17 protein-coding genes are annotated in these 19524 nt (G+C 50.0%); 4 read left to right on the forward strand and 13 right to left on the reverse strand.

The window, feature by feature from the left end; all coding sequences use genetic code 11:
* Nucleotides 1-86: 86 nt before the first annotated feature.
* Nucleotides 87-989 (reverse strand): LysR family transcriptional regulator, encoded by a 903-nt coding sequence (locus tag AB0763_RS02970; protein ID WP_306101067.1) that lies wholly within the window; start codon nucleotides 987-989, stop codon nucleotides 87-89.
* A gap of 178 nt (nucleotides 990-1167) precedes the next feature.
* Between AB0763_RS02970 and AB0763_RS02975 the strand changes: the two genes are divergently transcribed.
* The gene (locus tag AB0763_RS02975) at nucleotides 1168-1905 is read left to right on the forward strand and encodes an SDR family oxidoreductase (protein WP_306101068.1); all 738 of its coding nucleotides are present in this window, start codon (nucleotides 1168-1170) and stop codon (nucleotides 1903-1905) included.
* An 11-nt stretch (nucleotides 1906-1916) separates the two neighbouring features.
* Nucleotides 1917-2411: a DUF1097 domain-containing protein gene (locus AB0763_RS02980; RefSeq protein ID WP_306101069.1), complete on the forward strand. Its 495-nt coding sequence runs from the start codon at nucleotides 1917-1919 to the stop codon at nucleotides 2409-2411.
* A 94-nt stretch (nucleotides 2412-2505) separates the two neighbouring features.
* On the opposite strand, the gene fecE is transcribed toward AB0763_RS02980, so the two are convergent.
* The 12 genes from fecE to AB0763_RS03040 form a co-directional block, all read right to left on the reverse strand.
* Nucleotides 2506-3273: a Fe(3+) dicitrate ABC transporter ATP-binding protein FecE gene (fecE, locus tag AB0763_RS02985; protein WP_306101070.1), complete on the reverse strand. Its 768-nt coding sequence runs from the start codon at nucleotides 3271-3273 to the stop codon at nucleotides 2506-2508.
* Between the two features lie 255 nt (nucleotides 3274-3528).
* Entirely contained in the window at nucleotides 3529-5172 is a 1644-nt protein-coding gene (locus AB0763_RS02990) for an electron transfer flavoprotein-ubiquinone oxidoreductase (protein ID WP_306101071.1), read from the reverse strand.
* A 137-nt stretch (nucleotides 5173-5309) separates the two neighbouring features.
* The gene (gene purU, locus AB0763_RS02995; protein WP_306101072.1) at nucleotides 5310-6194 is read right to left on the reverse strand and encodes a formyltetrahydrofolate deformylase; all 885 of its coding nucleotides are present in this window, start codon (nucleotides 6192-6194) and stop codon (nucleotides 5310-5312) included.
* A 43-nt stretch (nucleotides 6195-6237) separates the two neighbouring features.
* Nucleotides 6238-7101 carry a bifunctional methylenetetrahydrofolate dehydrogenase/methenyltetrahydrofolate cyclohydrolase FolD gene (gene folD, locus AB0763_RS03000; protein WP_306101073.1) on the reverse strand — a complete coding sequence of 288 codons (864 nt, stop codon included), beginning with the start codon at nucleotides 7099-7101 and terminating at the stop codon, nucleotides 6238-6240.
* Nucleotides 7101-8024, reverse strand: coding sequence for an electron transfer flavoprotein subunit alpha/FixB family protein (locus tag AB0763_RS03005; protein WP_306101074.1), 924 nt, complete (start codon nucleotides 8022-8024; stop codon nucleotides 7101-7103). Before AB0763_RS03005 ends, folD begins: the two co-directional genes overlap by 1 nt.
* Nucleotides 8024-8785 carry an electron transfer flavoprotein subunit beta/FixA family protein gene (locus AB0763_RS03010; RefSeq protein WP_306101075.1) on the reverse strand — a complete coding sequence of 254 codons (762 nt, stop codon included), beginning with the start codon at nucleotides 8783-8785 and terminating at the stop codon, nucleotides 8024-8026. Before AB0763_RS03010 ends, AB0763_RS03005 begins: the two co-directional genes overlap by 1 nt.
* An 821-nt stretch (nucleotides 8786-9606) precedes the next feature.
* Complete coding sequence (locus AB0763_RS03015; protein WP_306101076.1) at nucleotides 9607-10134, reverse strand: MltR family transcriptional regulator; 528 nt, start codon at nucleotides 10132-10134, stop codon at nucleotides 9607-9609.
* Between the two features lie 211 nt (nucleotides 10135-10345).
* Complete coding sequence (locus AB0763_RS03020; protein WP_306101245.1) at nucleotides 10346-11494, reverse strand: mannitol-1-phosphate 5-dehydrogenase; 1149 nt, start codon at nucleotides 11492-11494, stop codon at nucleotides 10346-10348.
* 89 nt (nucleotides 11495-11583) lie between these two features.
* Nucleotides 11584-13467 (reverse strand): PTS mannitol transporter subunit IICBA, encoded by a 1884-nt coding sequence (locus AB0763_RS03025; protein ID WP_306101077.1) that lies wholly within the window; start codon nucleotides 13465-13467, stop codon nucleotides 11584-11586.
* Between the two features lie 408 nt (nucleotides 13468-13875).
* Nucleotides 13876-15186, reverse strand: coding sequence for a HAMP domain-containing sensor histidine kinase (locus tag AB0763_RS03030; protein WP_306101078.1), 1311 nt, complete (start codon nucleotides 15184-15186; stop codon nucleotides 13876-13878).
* Between the two features lies 1 nt (nucleotide 15187).
* A complete protein-coding gene (locus AB0763_RS03035) occupies nucleotides 15188-15856 on the reverse strand; it encodes a response regulator transcription factor (protein WP_306101079.1) in 669 nt (222 codons plus the stop codon).
* A gap of 211 nt (nucleotides 15857-16067) precedes the next feature.
* Nucleotides 16068-17825: a lysophospholipid acyltransferase family protein gene (locus AB0763_RS03040; RefSeq protein ID WP_306101080.1), complete on the reverse strand. Its 1758-nt coding sequence runs from the start codon at nucleotides 17823-17825 to the stop codon at nucleotides 16068-16070.
* Between the two features lie 244 nt (nucleotides 17826-18069).
* Here AB0763_RS03040 and AB0763_RS03045 point away from each other — a divergent pair, with 244 nt between their 5' ends.
* Both AB0763_RS03045 and AB0763_RS03050 read left to right on the forward strand, forming a co-directional pair.
* Entirely contained in the window at nucleotides 18070-19059 is a 990-nt protein-coding gene (locus AB0763_RS03045; protein ID WP_306101081.1) for a glycosyltransferase family 2 protein, read from the forward strand.
* Complete coding sequence (locus AB0763_RS03050) at nucleotides 19052-19522, forward strand: GtrA family protein (RefSeq protein WP_306101082.1); 471 nt, start codon at nucleotides 19052-19054, stop codon at nucleotides 19520-19522. Before AB0763_RS03045 ends, AB0763_RS03050 begins: the two co-directional genes overlap by 8 nt.
* Nucleotides 19523-19524 lie beyond the last annotated feature (2 nt).

A 19524-nucleotide genomic window follows, 5' to 3' on the forward strand; every position in this document is an offset into this window, starting at 1 on the left:
GGCAATGGGTAACACCGTGAGTGATGCGACGGTGTGATTAAGCCGTTATTGAAGGCGACTAATGTAACCAAAAACACCCTCTGAGATCACGTTTTATTAAAGGATAATGACTCAAAGCGCTCACTGAGCCAGTCACCGAATACCCGTACGCGAGACGTTACGTGCTTATTTTGCGGGTAAAGCAGCGACACGGGAATAGGAGCGGGCTGGTAATCGCTGAGTACTTCGATCAGTTCGCCACGTTGCAGCGCGGTTTCTAGCCGATAGCGCGGCGCCTGAATGAGTCCCAATCCGCCCAGTGCCGCATCAGCATAAAGCCCGGTACTGCTGACGGTTAAACGGGATTTGAGCGTGACGCTCACGGGCTCACCGGCTTGCATAAAATCGAGCCGACAGGGCTGGTGAGTAATATCATGGGCGTAGCCAATGGCAAAGTGCTCGGTCAGTTGGTCTAAGGTTGTCGGTGTGCCGTGTTGCGCCAAATAACGCGGGCTGGCGACGGTAATAATATCAAGCCGAGACAAAGGTTTGGCCACTAAGGTGTTGTCGTGCAGCGGGCCGACGCGCACCACACAATCGACCCCTTCTTTGATGAGATCGATGTAGTGATCGTCTTCTGACAAATGCAACTCAATGCCCTGATAGCGTTGGCAAAAGGTATCGAGGTAAGGCATCACAAAGTGGCTGGCCAGTGCCCCCACGATATTGACCCGCAATACGCCTTTTGGCTCACGGGGAGAAAATAAGTGTTCCGCTTCGTCTAGCTCGGCAAGGATCTTAGTCGCCCGTTGATAAAACAGCGCGCCCTCTTGCGTCAAGTGCACTTGGCGAGTACTGCGCTCTAACAGCCGCACTTGTAAACGCGCTTCAAGTTGCTTGATTTGATTGGTTACGGTGGCGCGAGGCAGCAATAAGTCATCGGCGGCTTTGGTAAAGCTCTGGCGCTCGGCAATACGCACAAAAACCGCCATTTGTTTTAATCTGTCCATAACACTTTCCCTTGCTCGAGCGGTTCCATCTTTGACACCTTCTTTATAGCGCGAGCCGTTGTGTCTGTCATGGAGATTGTTGTTAATTTTCGAATAATGTAGGCCATTATTGCCTCATTATCGAATTAATTTCTCACTTTATACTGGTTTTTGTTAACTAAGTAACTGTGAGGAAATCATGATGAACACTTTACCTGTCGCCTTAATTACCGGCGCGTCGAGAGGCATCGGTGCCAGTATTGCCAAGCGCTTAGCCAGTGATGGTTATGCGGTGGTGATCAATTACGCCAACAGTGCCGCCAAGGCCGAGCAGCTGGTTGAAGAGATTGAACAACAAGGGGGCCAGGCGGTATCAATACAAGCGGACGTGGCCAATTCGGAGTCGGTCAATCACCTGTTTGATGAAGTGAAACGCAGGTTTGGCCGCTTAGATGTGCTGGTCAATAACGCGGGGATTATGGCCCTAGCACCGGTGTCACAAACCAGTGACCAGCATTATCAATCCCATATTGATACCAATTTAACCGGCACTTTTAACACCTTGCGCTGCGCCGCCAGTCACATGAACGAGGGCGGGCGCATTATCAATATGTCGACCAGTGTAGTGGGGTTAAAAATGGCCAACTATGGCGTCTACGCCGCGACGAAGGCCGCGGTCGAGACGCTGTCGGCGATCTTTGCCAAAGAGCTTGCCGGGCGCCAGATCACGGTAAATTGCGTCGCACCAGGTCCGACGGCGACCGAATTGTTCTTAGACGGAAAACCACCGTCGGTCATTGAACACTTATCGTCACTCAACCCACTTGGCCGCCTTGGTCAGCCAGAAGACATTGCCAATGTAGTGGCTTTTCTGGCCGGCACTGATGGTCAATGGGTTAACGGGCAAGTACTGCGTGCCAATGGCGGCATGATTTAAGGAGTCTTGATATGTTGATTCAGATGCGTGCTTGGCGTGAGTGTACCTTTCATCGCGCGACCTTGGTTGCCGCCTGTGTCGCCAGTTTATCTGCCTTACTGACGGCATTAATCGGTTTAGCACCTTGGGTGATGTTTGTTGGCTGGGTGGCATTTTTCACCCGTCCACCCACTTGGCAAAATGCGCTCAGTGCCGGGCTTTGTTCTGGGTTGGGGTTTGTGTTGGCCATTGGCGCGGCGCACTTGATCGGCGGTTTGATGCCGGTTATCGGAGTGTTGTCGTTTGCCTGCGCGGTGTTTGTGTGCGCTTTTGCAGTAGTCAGCCTGCGCGTCATCCCTTGGGTCAATAATTTAGCGGCTTGGTTTATTGGTATGATTGCTTTTTTTGCAGCCCATCCGCCACTGCATGCCGATAGCCTAGCTGTGTACCTTGCTATTATCTGGCTTGGTGTGTTCAGCGGTTGGCTCACGGTATTCATTCAACAGTGGTTTACTCGCCCCGCCTAGTCGCGTTAAAGCCCACCAGTGCGTCGTTTGAGCGCTGGTGGGCTTATTCGATCACACAGATCACTCGGCCACAGGCATCATTTCACCACAGACATTATTCGACCACGCACATCGGGGTATTGGCAATCGGATCACGGTGAATTTGGGCATCGAGATCAAACACGGCTTTGAGCATAGATTGACTTAGGATGGCTTCAGGGCTGCCTTGTGCGCTGATCTGCCCGGCTTTCATCACAATCAAATGATCGCAATATCGCGCAGCTTGGTTGATGTCGTGTAAGACAGTGACGATGGTCTTGCCTTGCTCATTGAGTTTGCGCAACAGCTTCATCAACTCGACTTGGTGGTTGATGTCCATATAAGTGGTCGGCTCATCGAGCAGTAAATACGGGGTATCTTGAGCGAGTGTCATGGCAAGCCACACCCGCTGGCGTTGGCCGCCGGAAAGTTCACTGACCAATTGTTCTGCCAACGCATCGACACCAACGGTCTGCATTGCCTCGGCAACGATTTGGTGATCGCGCGGCTTCAGTCGCCCCCAAAACCCGGTGTGAGGACTGCGTCCGTACGCCACTAGATCTTTAACGATAATGCCTTCTGGGATGGGTTGCGTTTGTGGCAGCAAGGCCAATTGCGTGGCGAGGTAAGCGGGTGACAGGCCATGCAGGGACTGGTTTTGCCATCGCGCTTCACCCGTTAATGGCGTTAAAATATTGGCCAACGCCTTGAGCAAGGTCGATTTACCGCATCCGTTTGGGCCAATCAGTGCGATGACTTTGCCGTCGGGGATCTCAATAGTAACGTGTTGGACAATCGCTTTGTCGTGATAACCAACACTGAGATTATGGGTGGTGAGTGCCATGGTGCTATGAGTCCTAAATCCTTTGATAACCATCGTGTTCGCAACGGTGTTCGCCGCTGTCGATAACGTGTTGAGCCGCGTTGTTTTCTTGATCTTTTGGCCGATTATAGAGACTTATCAAACGACTGTCATTGACTTGCCATGAGTCAGTCTTAGTGCTGAGCAGGTTGGATGAGGCGATTGGACACTCATCACATCGAAACGAGAAGGCCCCACCGAGTGAGTGGGGCTGCGAAGGGCGGGGCAAGACAGTGCTCACATATTGGGATAATTAGGGCCATCCCCCCCTTGTGGCGTACTCCAGACAATGTTTTGCATCGGGTCTTTAATGTCACAGGTTTTGCAGTGCAAGCAGTTTTGAAAGTTGATCTGAAACTTGTGCGCTTGTTGCTCTGTCACCACTTCATAAACGCCAGCCGGGCAATAGCGCTGCGCGGGTTCATCAAACTGGGGCAAGGTCACCTTGATCGGCAACTCACTGTCGTGCAGACGCAGGTGCGCCGGTTGGGATTCATCGTGATTGGTGGCAGAAAAGGCCACGTTGGTGAGTCGGTCGAAACTGAGTACGCCATCGGGCTTGGGGTAATCGATGGGCGTGAACTTTTCCGCCGCTTGCGTCGATTCGGCGTCGCTTTTGCCATGGGGCATTGAACCCAATAACGGCTTGCCAAACAAACTGGCCCACCACATATCTAGCCCCCCAAAGATCAGACCGCCCCACAGACCAAACTTCGACCACAATGGTTTGACGTTTTGCACCGGTTTTAAATCTTGACCAATGGCGCCATTGCGAAGCTCATCGTTGTAGTCAGTGAGCACATCGCTTTGACGGCCTTGATGGATCGCCTCGACGGCGGCGCTGGCGGCCAGTTGCCCAGATAACATCGCATTGTGGTTGCCTTTAATACGCGGCACATTGACCAGGCCGGCCGAGCAGCCAAGCAGCGCACCGCCGGCAAAGGCCACCTCTGGGATCGACTGGTAACCGCCTTCCGAGATAGCACGAGCGCCATACGCGACGCGCTCACCGCCTTCGAGTAATTGGGCGATCTCGGGGTGGTGCTTGAAGCGTTGAAACTCTTGATAGGGCGATAAATGGGGGTTGGCGTAATTCAGGTGCACAACAAAACCGATAAACACTTGATTGTCTTCGGCGTGATAGATGAATGAACCGCCACCAGCGTGGTTGTTTAAAGGCCAGCCCATGGTGTGCACTACGGTGCCGAGCTGGTGTTTTTCTGGGTCGATTTTCCAGATCTCTTTCATGCCAAGACCGTATTTTTGTACTTGATGCCCTTGGCTTAAATTGAGCTTTTTGATCACTTGTTGGCTAAGCGACCCGCGCACGCCTTCGGCTAAGAAAACGTATTTGCCTTTTAAGATCATGCCGGGTTCGTAAGCGGGGCCTTCGCTGCCATCGCTTTGGCGGCCAAATTCCCCAGCAACCACGCCGACTAAGGTATCGCCTTCCCAGACGAGTTCTGAGCACGCCATGCCAGGAAAAATCTCCACGCCCAGCGCTTCGGCTTGTTCGGCCAGCCAGCGGCACACATTGCCCATCGAGACGATGTAGTTACCGTGATTGTTCATCAATTTTGGCATTGCCATGTTAGGCAGTGTCAGTTTGCCTCGCTCAGTGAGCATGACAAACTTATCGCTGGTGACTGGGGTCTTGATTGGCGTGTCCATGTCTCGCCAATGGGGGAATAACGCATCAAGGCCGCTGGGGTCTAATACCGCACCAGACAAAATGTGCGCGCCAATTTCTGAGCCTTTCTCCAATAAAATCACCGACAATTCAGGATCGAGCTGTTTGGTGCGAATGGCGGCCGAAAGGCCAGCCGGACCGCCGCCGACAATGACGACGTCGTATTCCATGAGTTCGCGTTCTGTGGTCATACACTACTCCTTGTTGAATAACCTAATGAAACCTAACCGCCCCCAGTCGGGTGACACGAGGGTGGGTAGCTCATTTGATGGTGTCTAACCAGCCAAGGCAGACGAGAGACTAGGCTTTCGTCCGCCTAGCTTGTGATTTAGCCAATTCGCTCTGACGAAAAGCTACCTGGTGACGGCGGGAACACCACGGTTTTTTGACCGTTGAGAAACACCCGACGATTAACGTGGGCGTGAATCGCTCGCGCTAACACCGAGGATTCCACTTCGCGGCCAAGACTGACGTAATCATCAGCCGATTGCGCGTGAGTGACCCGGGTGGTGTCTTGCTCAATGATCGGTCCTTCGTCGAGGTCGGCGGTCACGTAATGCGACGTTGCCCCTATCCATTTCACGCCTTTTTGGAAGGCTTGGCGATAAGGGCTGGCCCCTTTGAATGACGGCAAGAAAGAGTGGTGAATATTGATGATTTTGCCGGACATTTTTTGACAAAGCGCGTCAGACAAGATCTGCATGTAGCGGGCGAGGACCACAAGCTCTGCACCGCTTTCGTCAACCAGCGACAGCAAGCGCGCTTCGGCCTCGGCTTTGTTGTCTTTGGTGACCTTGATGTAATGGAAAGGAATGTCGTTGTTGACCACCAGTTTTTGATAGTCCATGTGGTTAGACACCACCGCGACAATCTCAATCGGCAATGAGCCAATGCGACTGCGGTAGATCAAATCATTTAAGCAATGGCCATAGCGAGACACCATGATCAACACTTTCATTTTTTCGTCTTCGCCGCGAATATCCCAATCCATCTCGAAGTTTTCCGCCACATCGGCAAAACCAACGGCCAGATCATCGCGGGTGGCCCCCATTTCGCTGATGATGCTGATCCGAGTAAAAAAGCGCCCGGTGTCGGGATCATCAAACTGAGCACTATCTGAAATAAAGCAGCCTTTTTCAGCTAAATAACCTGAAATCGCGGCGACAATACCGCGTTGTGAAGGGCAGGTAACGGTTAAACAATACTTGGGCATAACGACCTCGACAATCCTTTGAATGTAATTGATTCCATAACACTTACTGCGTTTGTAAGCGGTAAGCGGTTAACGTGTTGGCCAGCAAGCAGGCGATGGTCATCGGACCCACGCCCCCTGGCACGGGAGTAATGGCGCTCGCCACCTCACTGACTTCATTAAACGCGACATCGCCCACCACTTGGGTTTTTTCGCCGTTTTGGATGCGGTTAATTCCCACGTCGATCACCACCGCACCCGGTTTGATCCAACTGCCTTTGACCAACCCAGGGCTGCCCGCAGCGACAATGACAATATCGGCCATGCGTGTGAGCTCGGCGGTGTTGGTGGTGTGCTTGTGAGCCACCGTCACCGTACAGTCGCGTTGTAATAACAGTTGGATCAGCGGCCTACCGACAACATTCGAGCAGCCGATCAGCGCGACTTGCTTACCGCGAAAGTCGTCTATCTGTTCTTCGAGCAGCAACAGGCAGCCCAGCGGCGTACAGGGGATCAAGCCGGGTAATTGGTTGACCAATCGGCCGACATTACCAAGGGTAAAACCATCGACGTCCTTGTGTGGCGCAATAAGTTCAATGATTTTTTTGCTGTCGAGATGCATAGGCAAAGGCAGCTGAACTAAGATCCCATGTATGTTGTCATCGCCATTGAGTGACTCAATCAGCGCAATGAGTTCGGCTTCTGGCGTTTGCTCATCGAGGTGATGAGCGAAGGTCGCCATGCCAACCTCAGTGGTGGTGCGGATTTTGTTATTGACGTAAATCTCACTGGCCGGGTCTTGCCCAACCAGTATGACGGCGAGGCCGGGCTTTTGGGCACCGGCCACACACAGGGCTTTAACCTCTGCGGCCACCTCGCGCTTTAGTCGCTCAGCACGCGCTCGGCCATCGATACGCCGAGCGCTCATCACAAGGCCTCCGTCAGTTTGGGGACCAGGTCAAATAAATCACCGACTAAGCCGTAATCAGCAATTTGGAAAATAGGCGCATCGGGGTCGTTGTTGATGGCGACGATGACTTTTGAGTCTTTCATGCCAGCAAGGTGTTGGATGGCGCCGGAAATACCACAAGCGATATAAAGGTCTGGTGCGACGACTTTCCCGGTTTGGCCAACTTGCCAATCGTTGGGGGCATAACCTGCATCGACAGCGGCTCGCGAAGCGCCTACCGCGGCATTGAGTTTGTCTGCCAGGCTGCGAATTAGGCTGAAATTGTCTTCGGAGCCGACCGCGCGGCCACCAGAAACGATGGTTTTGGCCGATGACAGCTCAGGCCCTTTATTGGCTGAGACTTTGTTTTCGACCCAGGTCGATGGGCTCGGTAGATCAACTGCGGCGAGGTCTTGTACCGCGGCGGCGGGTCCGGTTGTCGCCGGTTCAAAGCTTGCCGCGCGCACGGTGAGTACTTTGACGGCGTCGCGGCTTTGCACGGTTTGAATGGCATTACCAGCATAGATTGGACGCTGGAAAGTATCTGGGCTATCGATGGCAATCACATCACTGATGATCATGACATCGAGCAGTGCCGCCACTCTTGGCAAGAGGTTTTTGCCATCACTGCTGGTTGCGGCAACGATGTATTGGTAGCCTTCTAATTGGCTGATGAGGGCCGCACATGGCTCGGCGAGGCGCTGACCCAATAGCGGGCTGTCAGCGGCCAGTACTTGGCTCACCCCGTCAATGGTCGCCGCGCTGGCAACGGCATCGGAGAGGTTTTCTCCCAAGCAAAGTAACGTGACCTCACCCAGTGCTTTGGCGGCATTGACCACGCGAGCGGTGGTGTCTAACACTAAATTGGATTGGTTGAGTTCGGCTAGGACTAAAACAGACATTAGAGCACCTCCGCTTCGTTTTTGAGTTTATCAATTAATTGTTCAATCGAGTCGACTTTGGTTCCCGCTGCGCGAGTCGGGGGGGGAGTGGTTGTGATGACATTCAGACGAGGCGCTAAATCAATACCGAGTGAATCGGCGCTGATTTCTTCTAATGGCTTGCGCTTGGCTTTCATAATATTGGGCAGGGAAGCAAAGCGCGGCTCGTTGAGGCGCAAGTCCACGGTCACAATACTTGGCAATGCCACATCCAGGGTTTGCAAACCGCCATCGACTTCGCGAGTGGCGCGAGCCATGCCGCCTTCGACCTCAAGATGAGAGATAAAACTCGCTTGGCTCCAACCGAGTAGGGCAGAGAGCATTTGCCCGGTGGCATTCATGTCGTTATCGATCGCCTGCTTGCCGGTGATCACCAGCTGAGGCTGCTCTTTGTCGACGATAGCTGCCAGCAGTTTGGCCACGGTTAAAGGTTCGATGTCTTGATTGACGTCATCGCCACTGAGGATGAGCACCGCGCGATCGGCGCCCATCGCCAGGGCAGTACGCAAGGTCTCTTGAGCTTGTTTGACGCCGATGGAGACGACGATCACTTCGTCGGCGATGCCTTTTTCTTTTAAGCGGATCGCTTCTTCAACGGCGATCTCATCAAAGGGGTTCATGGACATTTTGACGTTGGAGAGATCGACACCCGTACCGTCTTCTTTCACTCTCACTTTGACGTTGTAGTCAATGACACGTTTTACCGGGACCAAAACTTTCATACTAAACCTCACTTAAATTCGCTGGCATAAGGGCCTAGTCGCCACTTATGCTTTCCTTTGCTGCTGTATTTCCATATCGAGAGAGTGATCCGTTTGACAAGACGCCTTGCCAAGCGCGAAACCCAATGCCTCATTGTTGGTGCAATGTGCGCCAGACCACACATCGGTGCGTTAGGGCTAATGCAATAGATTTGCCATCTCAGCCACAAAGAAGCGGCCAACCGGTTGCTTAAACATCGTCCGTATTGGCCGGTGAGCAAACTTATATGGAAGCGGTTCCATTTTGTCACTTTAGTTGAACGGGTTAATAACATCACCAATCATATTGGTTATTCACTAATGAATCGCAATTTTATGATTTTTTATGCTACTGAATAGGCAATTATTAATGATTTGTCAGTTTGTGGAGCGTTAAAAATGACGGCAATAGCGGTCAATATCGGTGACTGAATCTAGAACAAAAAGTTATTTAAAAGGTACAAGTATGCCAAATTGATATAAAAATGGCCTAGTATGACAACGTTTTTATAAATTGATTACAACCTTTTCACTTTAATGAAATTAATTAAAATAATTTCACGCACCAAATTGTAACGATTCAAGGCCTAACTTGGGGCAGAGTTTGGTTATCTTTGTCTGGTATACCGAAGGGAAAAAAGGGGCGAATCAATAACGAATACACAGGGAAAAGCGTTTTATCGCGTTGAGCGCCAGTGACGAGCGAGCGGTTGATTATCGACAAATGATCTTATCTTCGGCAAGTGAGTCTGTGTCTTTTCAGTATACCGGGTGGTATCAAGAGAGCGACACTAAAGCTAGGGTTACAGTGGGCTTTCAATATTGAGCTGCTGGTAGAGCTGCACTAAGGTCAACGACAAGGCTGAAATCAATACCTGGGTTTGTCGCTCTTTTTGCATCGCCTTGAGGTTGTCGTCCATATTGGGCAGGTTGAGCTGGTGTTGGGCTTGCTGCGCGACCATGGCCATCGATGGGATTTTTTCTAAGCGTTGTAGCAAAGCAAACGAGGTAAAATGGTATTCATCGACTTCGCGGTTGAGCTGCTGACTGAGCTTGAGAATGGCATCAATGTCTTGAAAGGTTTGGTTACTCAAAACGCCAAGGCCGAGTAACAATTTGAGTCGAACTTGGACATCCGCTAAGGGACCTTGCTCGCCAAGCAGTGGGCCTACCACAGATTGAACGGCGAAATCGTCTTTTAAAAATACCCGCTGAATTAACTGATCAATGCCTTGGGTGAGGATATCGACGGCACTGACAAAAAAGCCGCGTAATGTGGGCGATTGTTCTAGGCGCTCTAGGATGTCGTTATCACTAAGTTGTTGTTGCATAAGACTGAAAATCCAAAGCTATGCCATTTGCATAGATCAATCAGGGTAAAAGAGAAACGGTTCAATTTGGGGTGCGGATATTACAATGGGTTTTGGTATATCGCAATCCTTGTTGTCTGAGATAAACAGAGTGCGCTCACCCTGTTTATCTCTTTTTTAACGTTTTATCTTCGCTCGTCCTTAAAAGGGCGACGGATAAATGGTTGCGAGCTTATAGTGCTTGGTATAGCTCGGCGACTTTTTTGACGATCTCGCCGTCTTGCTCTAGGCCGCTTACTTTTGCCAGTGCCGCTTCAACACCAAGGTCTTTGATGTCTTGTTGTAGCTCAACAGATTGCGGGTCGTCGGCGTTGTTGTATTTCAGCGCTGCGGCGACGCCGTGTAAGATGGCATCGTTAGCGGTGTTGTATTCAATCGTGCCGAGTAGTGGCTTGATCAAACGGTCATTGGCACCCAGTTTGCGCAGCGGTTGACGGCCAACGCGATCCACTTCGTCAAGCAAGTATGGGTTGGCAAAGCGGCCAAGGATTTTTTCGATGTAAGCGCTGTGTGCTTCACGGTCGAACCCGTAGCGATTGATCAGTACTTCACCGCTTTCTTGCATCGCTTGCTTCACTACGCTGCGGATGTCTTCACGCTCGATGGCTTCGCGAATGGTGTTGACGCCGTTTAAGCAGCCAAGGTAAGCGGTAATGCAGTGACCGGTATTGAGAGTAAACAGCTTACGCTCAACAAACGCCATCAGGTTGTCAGTCTTTTCCATGCCAGGAATATTAGGGATATCGCCAACAAACTGAGTTTGGTCAACGATCCACTCACTAAAGCTTTCTACGGTAACGTCGAGCGGGTTATCGCTCGCTTCTGCCGGTGGCACGATACGGTCAACCGCTGAATCGACAAAGCCAATGTATTGGTCTGCAAAAGAGCGCGCGCTCTCAGACAGCTGTGCGTACACCTTTTCTTTGAGGAAGGTGGTGCCGCGAACCATGTTTTCACAGGCAATGATGTTCAATGCTGTGGTGTTTTGCGCTTGGCAACGAAGCTCAATGGCTTTTGCAACACTGGATGAAATAATTTCAAGGACGGTTGGACCAACCGCGGTGGTGATCAAATCGACTTTCGCCATCGCTTCAACAATTTCAGGCTTGTTTGAGTACATGGCCGTGACATTGTTGACGTCTTGGAAAACGCAGTCTTCGCCGACCACTTTAACTTGGTATGCTTGGTCTTGGATCAAACGGTCAACGACAGTCTCGTTAACGTCGGCGAAGGTGACGTGAATACCCGCATCTGCCAACAGTTTACCGATGAAACCACGGCCGATGTTACCTGCGCCAAAGTGAATTGCTGTGTTCATGATGGATACCTACTTAATGAGTATTGGAAAAAGAGGCCAACAGCGCGTTGGGGGTGGCTGTTGACCTCTGCTTAGGAGCGAGTTTGTCCTAATTAACCGAGAATTTTCAAGACTTCGTTGACGTCGTTGGTTTGCGTCAAGATGTCGATGGCATCTGGGTCGTCAAGGGCATTCGTAATCGTTGTGATAACTTGAATGTGTTCGTCGTTTTTCGCTGCGATACCGATAACTAATTTAGCTACGTCATCTTCGTCGTCAGTAAATTGAACACCTTCGCGGTACTGACAAATCACAATACCAGTTTCACGAACTTTGTCTTTAGCTTCAACAGTACCGTGTGGGACGGCGATAGATTCACCGAGGTAAGTCGGAACCAGTTTTTCACGTTCAAACATGGCGTCAACATACTCAGACTCCGCATAACCCATGGCAACAAGTTGCTCACCGGCAAAGCGAATCGCTTCGTCTTTCGTACTTGCTGTTAGGCCAAGGTGGATGTTTTTCGCTTGCAGTTTGAAAACACTACCTGACTCTTCAGCCGCTGGCGCTTCTGGAGCCGCTTCTGGTGCAGGTGCCGCCGCTGGCGCTGCTTCTTTTTGCAGTTCAGCAATCAGATTGTTGTACGTGTCACCGTCTAGGAAGTTAGTCAGTGAAATGTGCTGAGCGTTTGGCGCGTGTTTGCGAGCACGGTCAGTCAGGTCTTTGTGAGTGATAACAATGTCAACGTCTTGTGGCAAGCTGTTGATCGCCATGTTCGTCACATCGATATCAAGACCGGCTGTTTGGACTTTCTTACGCAGCAGACCTGCACCCATTGCACTTGAACCCATACCTGCGTCACAAGCAACGATGATGCGGTTAACTGGGCCGTTAGTTTTGATGGTTTGGCCTTTTGAAGACGCTTTCATGTCTTTCATTTGCGCAGTGGCTTTTTCGATGTCGTCTTCTGAATCCGTCGCTTTTTGCGTTTTCATTAGCAGCGCAGCAACGATGAAGGAAACCGCGGTTGCAGCAGCGATAGAAAGCAATACGCCAACGATAGACGCCTTAGGAGTCATCAAGAGTACCGCGAAGATAGAACCTGGAGACGCTGGAGACACAAGACCTGCGTTGAACATAGTCAGTGTGAATACGCCTGTCATACCACCAGCGATCGCCGCTAGGATAAGACGTGGGTTCATCAGAATGTATGGGAAGTAGATCTCGTGGATACCGCCCAAGAAGTGGATGATCGATGCACCACCAGCCGTTTGACGAGCAGTACCTTTACCAAACACCATGTAAGCCAACAAGATACCAAAACCAGGACCTGGGTTTGCTTCGATAAGGAAGAAGATCGATTGACCCATGTCATCAGCTTGTTGGATACCAAGCGGAGTGAAGATGCCGTGGTTGATGGCGTTGTTCAAGAAGAGAACTTTCGCTGGTTCAACAAAGATTGAAGTCAGAGGAAGAAGACCAGCGCTGACTAGGACATCAACACCTGCAGCAAGGACGTTAGATAGGCCTTTGACAAATGGACCGATAACCATAAAGGCGATGATCGCACAGATCATACCAATGATACCGGCAGAGAAGTTGTTTACCAACATCTCAAAACCACTTTTTACTTTACCGTCAACTTTTTGGTCAAACGTTTTAATTGCCCAGCCACCAAGAGGACCGACAATCATTGCGCCCATGAACATTGGAATGTCAGTACCGACAATCACACCCATGGTCGTGATAGCACCGACAACGGCGCCGCGTTCGCCACCGATTAATTTACCACCGGTGTAACCGATGAGTAATGGCAGCAAGTAAGTGATCATTGGACCAACGAGTTTTGACAAAGTCTCGTTAGGAATCCAACCTGTTGGAATAAATAGTGCGGTGATAAATCCCCATGCAATAAAGGCGCCGATATTCGGCATGACCATATTGGAGAGGAAGCGGCCAAAGTTTTGCACTTTGATCTTAGCTTCTGGTGAAATCATGCTTGTTCCCCGTTTTGATGTTCAATGGTTTACGTTGGTTGACTCAGGTGAGTCTTTATTGGTTTGAGTGAAATTTAGCACAGTCGGCGCAAGTTTAAAGGGATGAGAAATTTTTGTGATCAATCGTCTAATAAAGAAGCACTATTTCGGCAGTTTAGTGATCTGTGTCTCAAAAATGGAGGTAATTATGATACAAAAAGGCGTCACTTTATAAGTCAAGGTGTACTTTATTGATTCGAATCACACAAATACCAATTTTTCTTTGTTTATTTGTGTGATTTTGCTCACTTAACAGGCGCTTTGGAGCTTGGTGAAATTCTAAAAATGTGATCTATGTCACTTTTGGGGGGTGATTTCATCGCAGCCATTCGTCATTGTGTAATTTACGACCTCAATTTTGTAATTTTACTACATTTGATCTCGATCTCTATTTGGTTGATTTATTGAGCGGTTAGGGGCGGTTTGTTGACTAAAATCCAACCAAATACTGCGGCCTTGAGGATGCTTTTGCACTTGATAAGACCATTGTTGTTGGCGAATAATCCGCTCGGCGAGCTCGAGTCCTAAGCCAAAGCCCAATTCCGCTTCCTTGGAAAGTTCACTTTGATTGTGGTTGACGATTTCGAGCTCAGAGCCCTGCTGTTTGATGAGTACGTGACCGCAGTGCGTGTGTTGAAAAGCGTTGCGAATTAAGTTGCTGATCACGATGCGCGCTAAGGTCTTGACACACAGGCAAGTATAAGGCGTGGTGATGATGTCGACGTGAACCGGTTTGTCTTTACTCAGGTAATCGAGTTCATGAGCGATTTGCGATACCAGCTTATCCAACTCGAGGGATTGAATGGGCAGCTTTTCGTTGGTGCGGCGATTGAGCCACAGCAAGGTTTCGCACAAGTCGGTCATGGTTAGCCCAGCGCGTTGGATGCGGTTTAATGCACTCTCTTGTTTGTCTTGAGTGTTGGGCAGTGCAATCATTTTTTTCATCAATTCGCTGTTGCTGCGCACCACAGCGATGGGGGTCCTGAGTTCATGACTGGCGTAGGACAAAAACTGTTGCTCGCGCTTTAATGAGTCTTGCACTGTGGTCATACTGGCGATGATCAGCTCTGCTAAGGTGTTGAGTTCGGTATAGCGAAAGTCAGGGATATCGTCTTGTAAGTTCTCTTTGTTTAAGCTTTTGGTCCAATCCAGCATGCGTTCCATCGGCTTGGCAATGCGATGGAAAATAAAAAACAACATGATCACAAACAAGGTGATACCGATAAAGCCGATGCAGATCAGTTGTCGATAAAACGTCGGTTTCTCCATGGTTTTATCGTTTTTGATGTCGTTAAACTCTCGGGTGATATAAATGGTTTGATTTTTTGGCGTGTCATAACGAGCAATAATGATGACCCGATTTGGAGGCGTAAACCAAAATGGCCAAGTGTCAGACCATTTGTTCAATTGTGATGACGACTGGGGGCGCTCGACATTTTCTGAGATGGCACTTGGGATATCTTCCCAGTTTCTGTATAGGTTATAGCCCAACACATTGGCTTGTTTGCGTTCTGCCATGTCGGTGTTTTTGGCAATGTCGATCATGGCATAGCGAATGGCCCGATCCATGCCGTCGATGTAATAGCTGCCACTGATGGTGGTCAAACTGGCGATGGTAATGATCCCCATTAGGATCATGGCGCAAAAAAGATAAATCTTAACACTGCGGCGAATTTTCATATTAGCTCTCTTCGCGAAGCACGAAGCCTTGACCCGCGACAGTGTGAAGTAGGGCAGGGCCGTGGGCGTTAATTTGTTTTCTCAAGTTGTAGATGTGGACTTTTAAGCTGTTGCTATCGGGTTGCTCCTCGCCCCAGACGCCATTGATCAAGGTCTCGCGGGTGACACAACTTGGTGAGGCACGCATCAAAATCTCCAGTAATTGACTGGCAATCGGCGAGAGTTTTAAGCGCCCTTCGCCGCGCGTCACCTCGCCTAGAGTGAGATCAAAGATCAAATCGGCGACTTGCAGTTTGGTGACTTGCCCGCTGCGCCTTTTAGACAACGCTTTAAGACGCGCGACTAATTCTTCCATATCAAAGGGTTTGACCAGGTAGTCGTCGGCGCCTTTATCAAAGCCGTTGAGTTTGTCTTCGAGGGTGTCTTTGGCGGTCAGCATTAAAATGGGCGTGGCGATCCCTTGGCTTCGCAAACGCTCACACACGCTCAGCCCCTGTAAACCCGGTAAATTGAGGTCGAGAATCATCACTTGGTAATCCTGACTCTGACCTAAGTTTAAGCCGACCAGCCCATCGGCGGCAAAATCGCATTCGATGTCTTCTAGAGCTAAATAGTCGATTAATGTTGAGGCCAGATCGATGTCGTCTTCGACCAAAAGCGCTTTTAACATGCGGGTGTCTCACTTGTGGTTGGGAACAAAAATCGCCATCGGTGGCGAAAGGCGCAGTGTATCGCAATACGTCGGTTTATTTCTCGAACAGTGTTTGATTTTTGGTGACTGAATGTCGGCTCACACGTCAACGGGGCGTGGATAAAAAAACCATTGGTATTGCACCAATGGTTTAGGGTAATGGCTGAGTGGTTAACACGCGGTTAACAACTCAGTCGATGGCGTGATATTGCAAATAGTGCTCGGCCGCTTCTAAGCCCATGTAGCGCGCGAGTGTTTTAACCGGGACGTCGGTTAAATCGACCATGATCAGGCCATCGAGGGCATCATTAAAGTCGGGGTCGACGTTAAAAGAGACAATTTTTCCATTGAGCCCTAGGTATTGGCGCAATAGAACCGGTACCCCTTTGCCGTTGTCCATGCGAGAGAGCACGCGTGACAGCAGTTGCAAATCGCCAAGCGCCGTGAGCATGCCGGTGTTCCAGTGACGGGTGTCTGGTAAGGGGTTAGACGGCAATACGTATTCGGCGCTTTGATCGTCGTAGTAGTGCAGGGTCATGGATTGAGCCAATAATTGACGCGCTTCTAAGCTGTAGTCATTACTGATACTGACCGGCCCAAATAAATGGGTGTAATCGGGGTGTCGAGCCACGAAAGTTGCAATGCCTTTCCAGAGTAATAGCAGGGCACTCATGCTTTTTTGGTATTCTTTTGCCACCACGGAGCGGCCCATTTCAATCGACTTGCCCATGGTATTTAAAAAGCGCTCGTCGTAGTGAAATAAGGTGCGCGAATACAAGCCTTTCACGCCTTTTTGGCTGAGGATTTGATCGACCAATCCCAACCGGTATGCGCCAACAAATCGCTGCGCTTCGCGGTCCCAAACAAAGAGGTGGTAATAATCGTGATCAAAATCGTCCATGTCGAGGGCTAAGCCGGTGCCTTCGCCCACATCGCGAAAGTTGATTTCGCGCTGGCGAGCGATTTCGTGAATCATAGAAGGCAGTTGATCGCTGGTGGCACAGTAAACGTCAAACTCGCCACTTGACACCATGTGTGCTTCGCGAGGCAGTGATTGAATGTCTTGCAACAAGGCGGTCAACGGCAAAGGGTCGGCAATCGGCAACGCTTGACTTTGATCCCCAGAAGTCGCTAGAGCAGGTGGTTGGGTGTACTTTTGCATCAAATAGGTATTGAGACGCAGATAACTGACTAACTGTTGGTCGTCGAGTTTGTTGAGCTCTTTGTATTTGATGGTTTCGCCAATGGCTAATTCAATCGTTTGCTGGCCTTTGTTAAGCAATTCACGCCCGAGCATTAAAGTGCGTAATAAAGGGTGGATTTTTCCCGCCATATAAAAGCGTTGTGAATTGTGGCCGTTGATGAAGACCGGGACCGCTTGCGCTTTGTTTTTGCGGATCAGGCTGCTGACCGAGCGGCTCCACTCTTTGTCTTCTAGGCGTTTTTCTTTGCGGTTGACTAATTGAGACACTTCGCCGGCGGGAAACATGAGCAGCAAGCCGCCTTCTGCCAGGTGCTTGTTGGCTTGGCGCAGCGCTTTTAGGTTGGCTTTTGCCGCATTTTGCCCTTCAAAGACATCGACACCAATGAATAATTGGTCGAGCTCAGGAACCGTTTTGAGGTATTGGTTAGCTAAAATTTGCACATCAGGGCGAATCATCAATAGGATTTCGGCTAAGATCACCCCTTCAACACAGCCCAGTGGGTGGTTGGCCATCACCACGGTGGCCCCGTGTTTGGGGATGGAATCAACCGCACCGCGAACGACTTGATAATCGATGTTCAGCACACTTAGGGTGTAGCGCAAAAATTCTTCCGTGCTGCAGTTGGCAGGGCGAGTTTGATAAAACGTATCCAGTTTGCTCAGTCCCGTCGCCCACTCTGCGATGTTTTCACCGACCCCAAAAGGCGTTTTTCGGGGCAGTCTGAATGGCGATTTCTGTTCCATATAATTAGTTACCTCAATGACCTCATGCTGTTGGATTGTAAGTGGCTCATGTGTCAGTTCCACGGCAGAAAAATGAGTTTCTAGTGACAAAAAGATGACGATTTGATGTCGTTATTCTATTGAAAAGTAAATCGCATCCGGCCTCAAGAAGCGGTGACATTTTGTACACACAATTCACCAAAACTTGTAAGTGTCTTTACAAAGACCTGTTAATGTAAGAAAAAATTTCAACATGGAGAGAGAAATGTCTGCTTTGATATCCATCGTTGTGCCTTGTTTTAATGAAAGTGAAGTGATTGATCAAACCGTGAGTGAGTTACTGGCTTTTGGCAGCCACATGCGCGGTTATCAGTTTGAATTTGTTTTCGTCAATGACGGCAGCAGTGATGACACGGAAAGTAAATTGTTAGCGCATAGCCAGGCCCATGATGCCATTCGAGTGATTTCTTTTTCGCGTAACTTTGGTCATCAAGTGGCGGTGAGCGCCGGAATCGATGCCAGTTTAGGCGAGGCGGTGGTCTTGATTGATGCCGATCTGCAAGACCCGCCAGCGGTGATCGAGCAAATGATAGAAAAGTGGCAAGCCGGTTACGATGTGGTGTACGGCACACGCGAAAGTCGCGAGGGCGAATCGGGCTTTAAACGTTGGTCGGCCAAAGCGTTTTATCGGGTACTTAACCGGTTATCGGAAGTGCCTATCCCACTCGATACTGGGGATTTTCGCTTAATGGATCGCGAGGTGGTCGAGCAGCTAAAAGCCATGCCGGAGAAATCGCGATTTATTCGCGGTATGGTCAGCTGGGTGGGCTTTAATCAAACTTCGGTGAGTTATCAGCGTGCCCCTCGTTTTGCTGGTGAGACCAAATACCCACTGAAGAAAATGATTAAATTCGCCCTCGATGGCATTTTGTCTTTTTCTGTTAAACCGCTGAAAATCTCGATTGCCCTTGGGTTTATGAGCTCAGGTATCGCCTTTGTGATGTTGATTTATTCGGTGATCAATCGCTTGATCTCTGATCACTGGGTCTCAGGCTGGACATCGCTGTTGGTGTCTGTGCTGTTCATGGGCGGAGTGCAGCTGATTTCGATTGGGATCCTAGGCGAATACGTGGCCAGGATTTACAAGCAATCACAAGGCCGGCCCTTGTACATTGTTAAAAAGACGCCCGGTGAGTCTGGCCGTGATAAGAACCACAGTCCCTGTGATTCAGAGTTAAGCGATCGCCATGAGTAACGCAAAATGGCCCGCTCACGCCAACCAGAGCAGTAAGGCGGAGAGTGATAGGGAAGAAAAGCACCCCGATGCCAAGGCCGAGCAGAAAAAAGCCGATTGGTTGCCATGGGGGCAAGTGCTGCGTTTTGCGATGGTTGGCGCGATCAACAGTTCCGTGAGCTATGTGAGCTTTGTTTTGTTGCACTGGTGGTTGGGGCTTTATCTATTGGCTTCGGTGGCGGCGTACGGCATTGGGGTTATGGTGAGCTTTTTTCTCAATCGCCATTTTGTCTTCCAAGCGCAAAAACGCGCCGGGCAGGTTGGGGCGTTTATTGCGGTGAATGGCACCTCGTTATTGATCAGTACCGCATTGCTTTACGTTTTGGTCGATGGGGTGGGTATCAATGTCTATGTTGGACAAGGCGTTGCCATGCTTAGCTCAATGACAGTGAATTATTTGGGCTACCGAATGGTGTTTCGCTAAGG

It is taken from the genome of Vibrio sp. HB236076, from assembly GCF_040957575.1.
Lineage (GTDB): Bacteria > Pseudomonadota > Gammaproteobacteria > Enterobacterales > Vibrionaceae > Vibrio.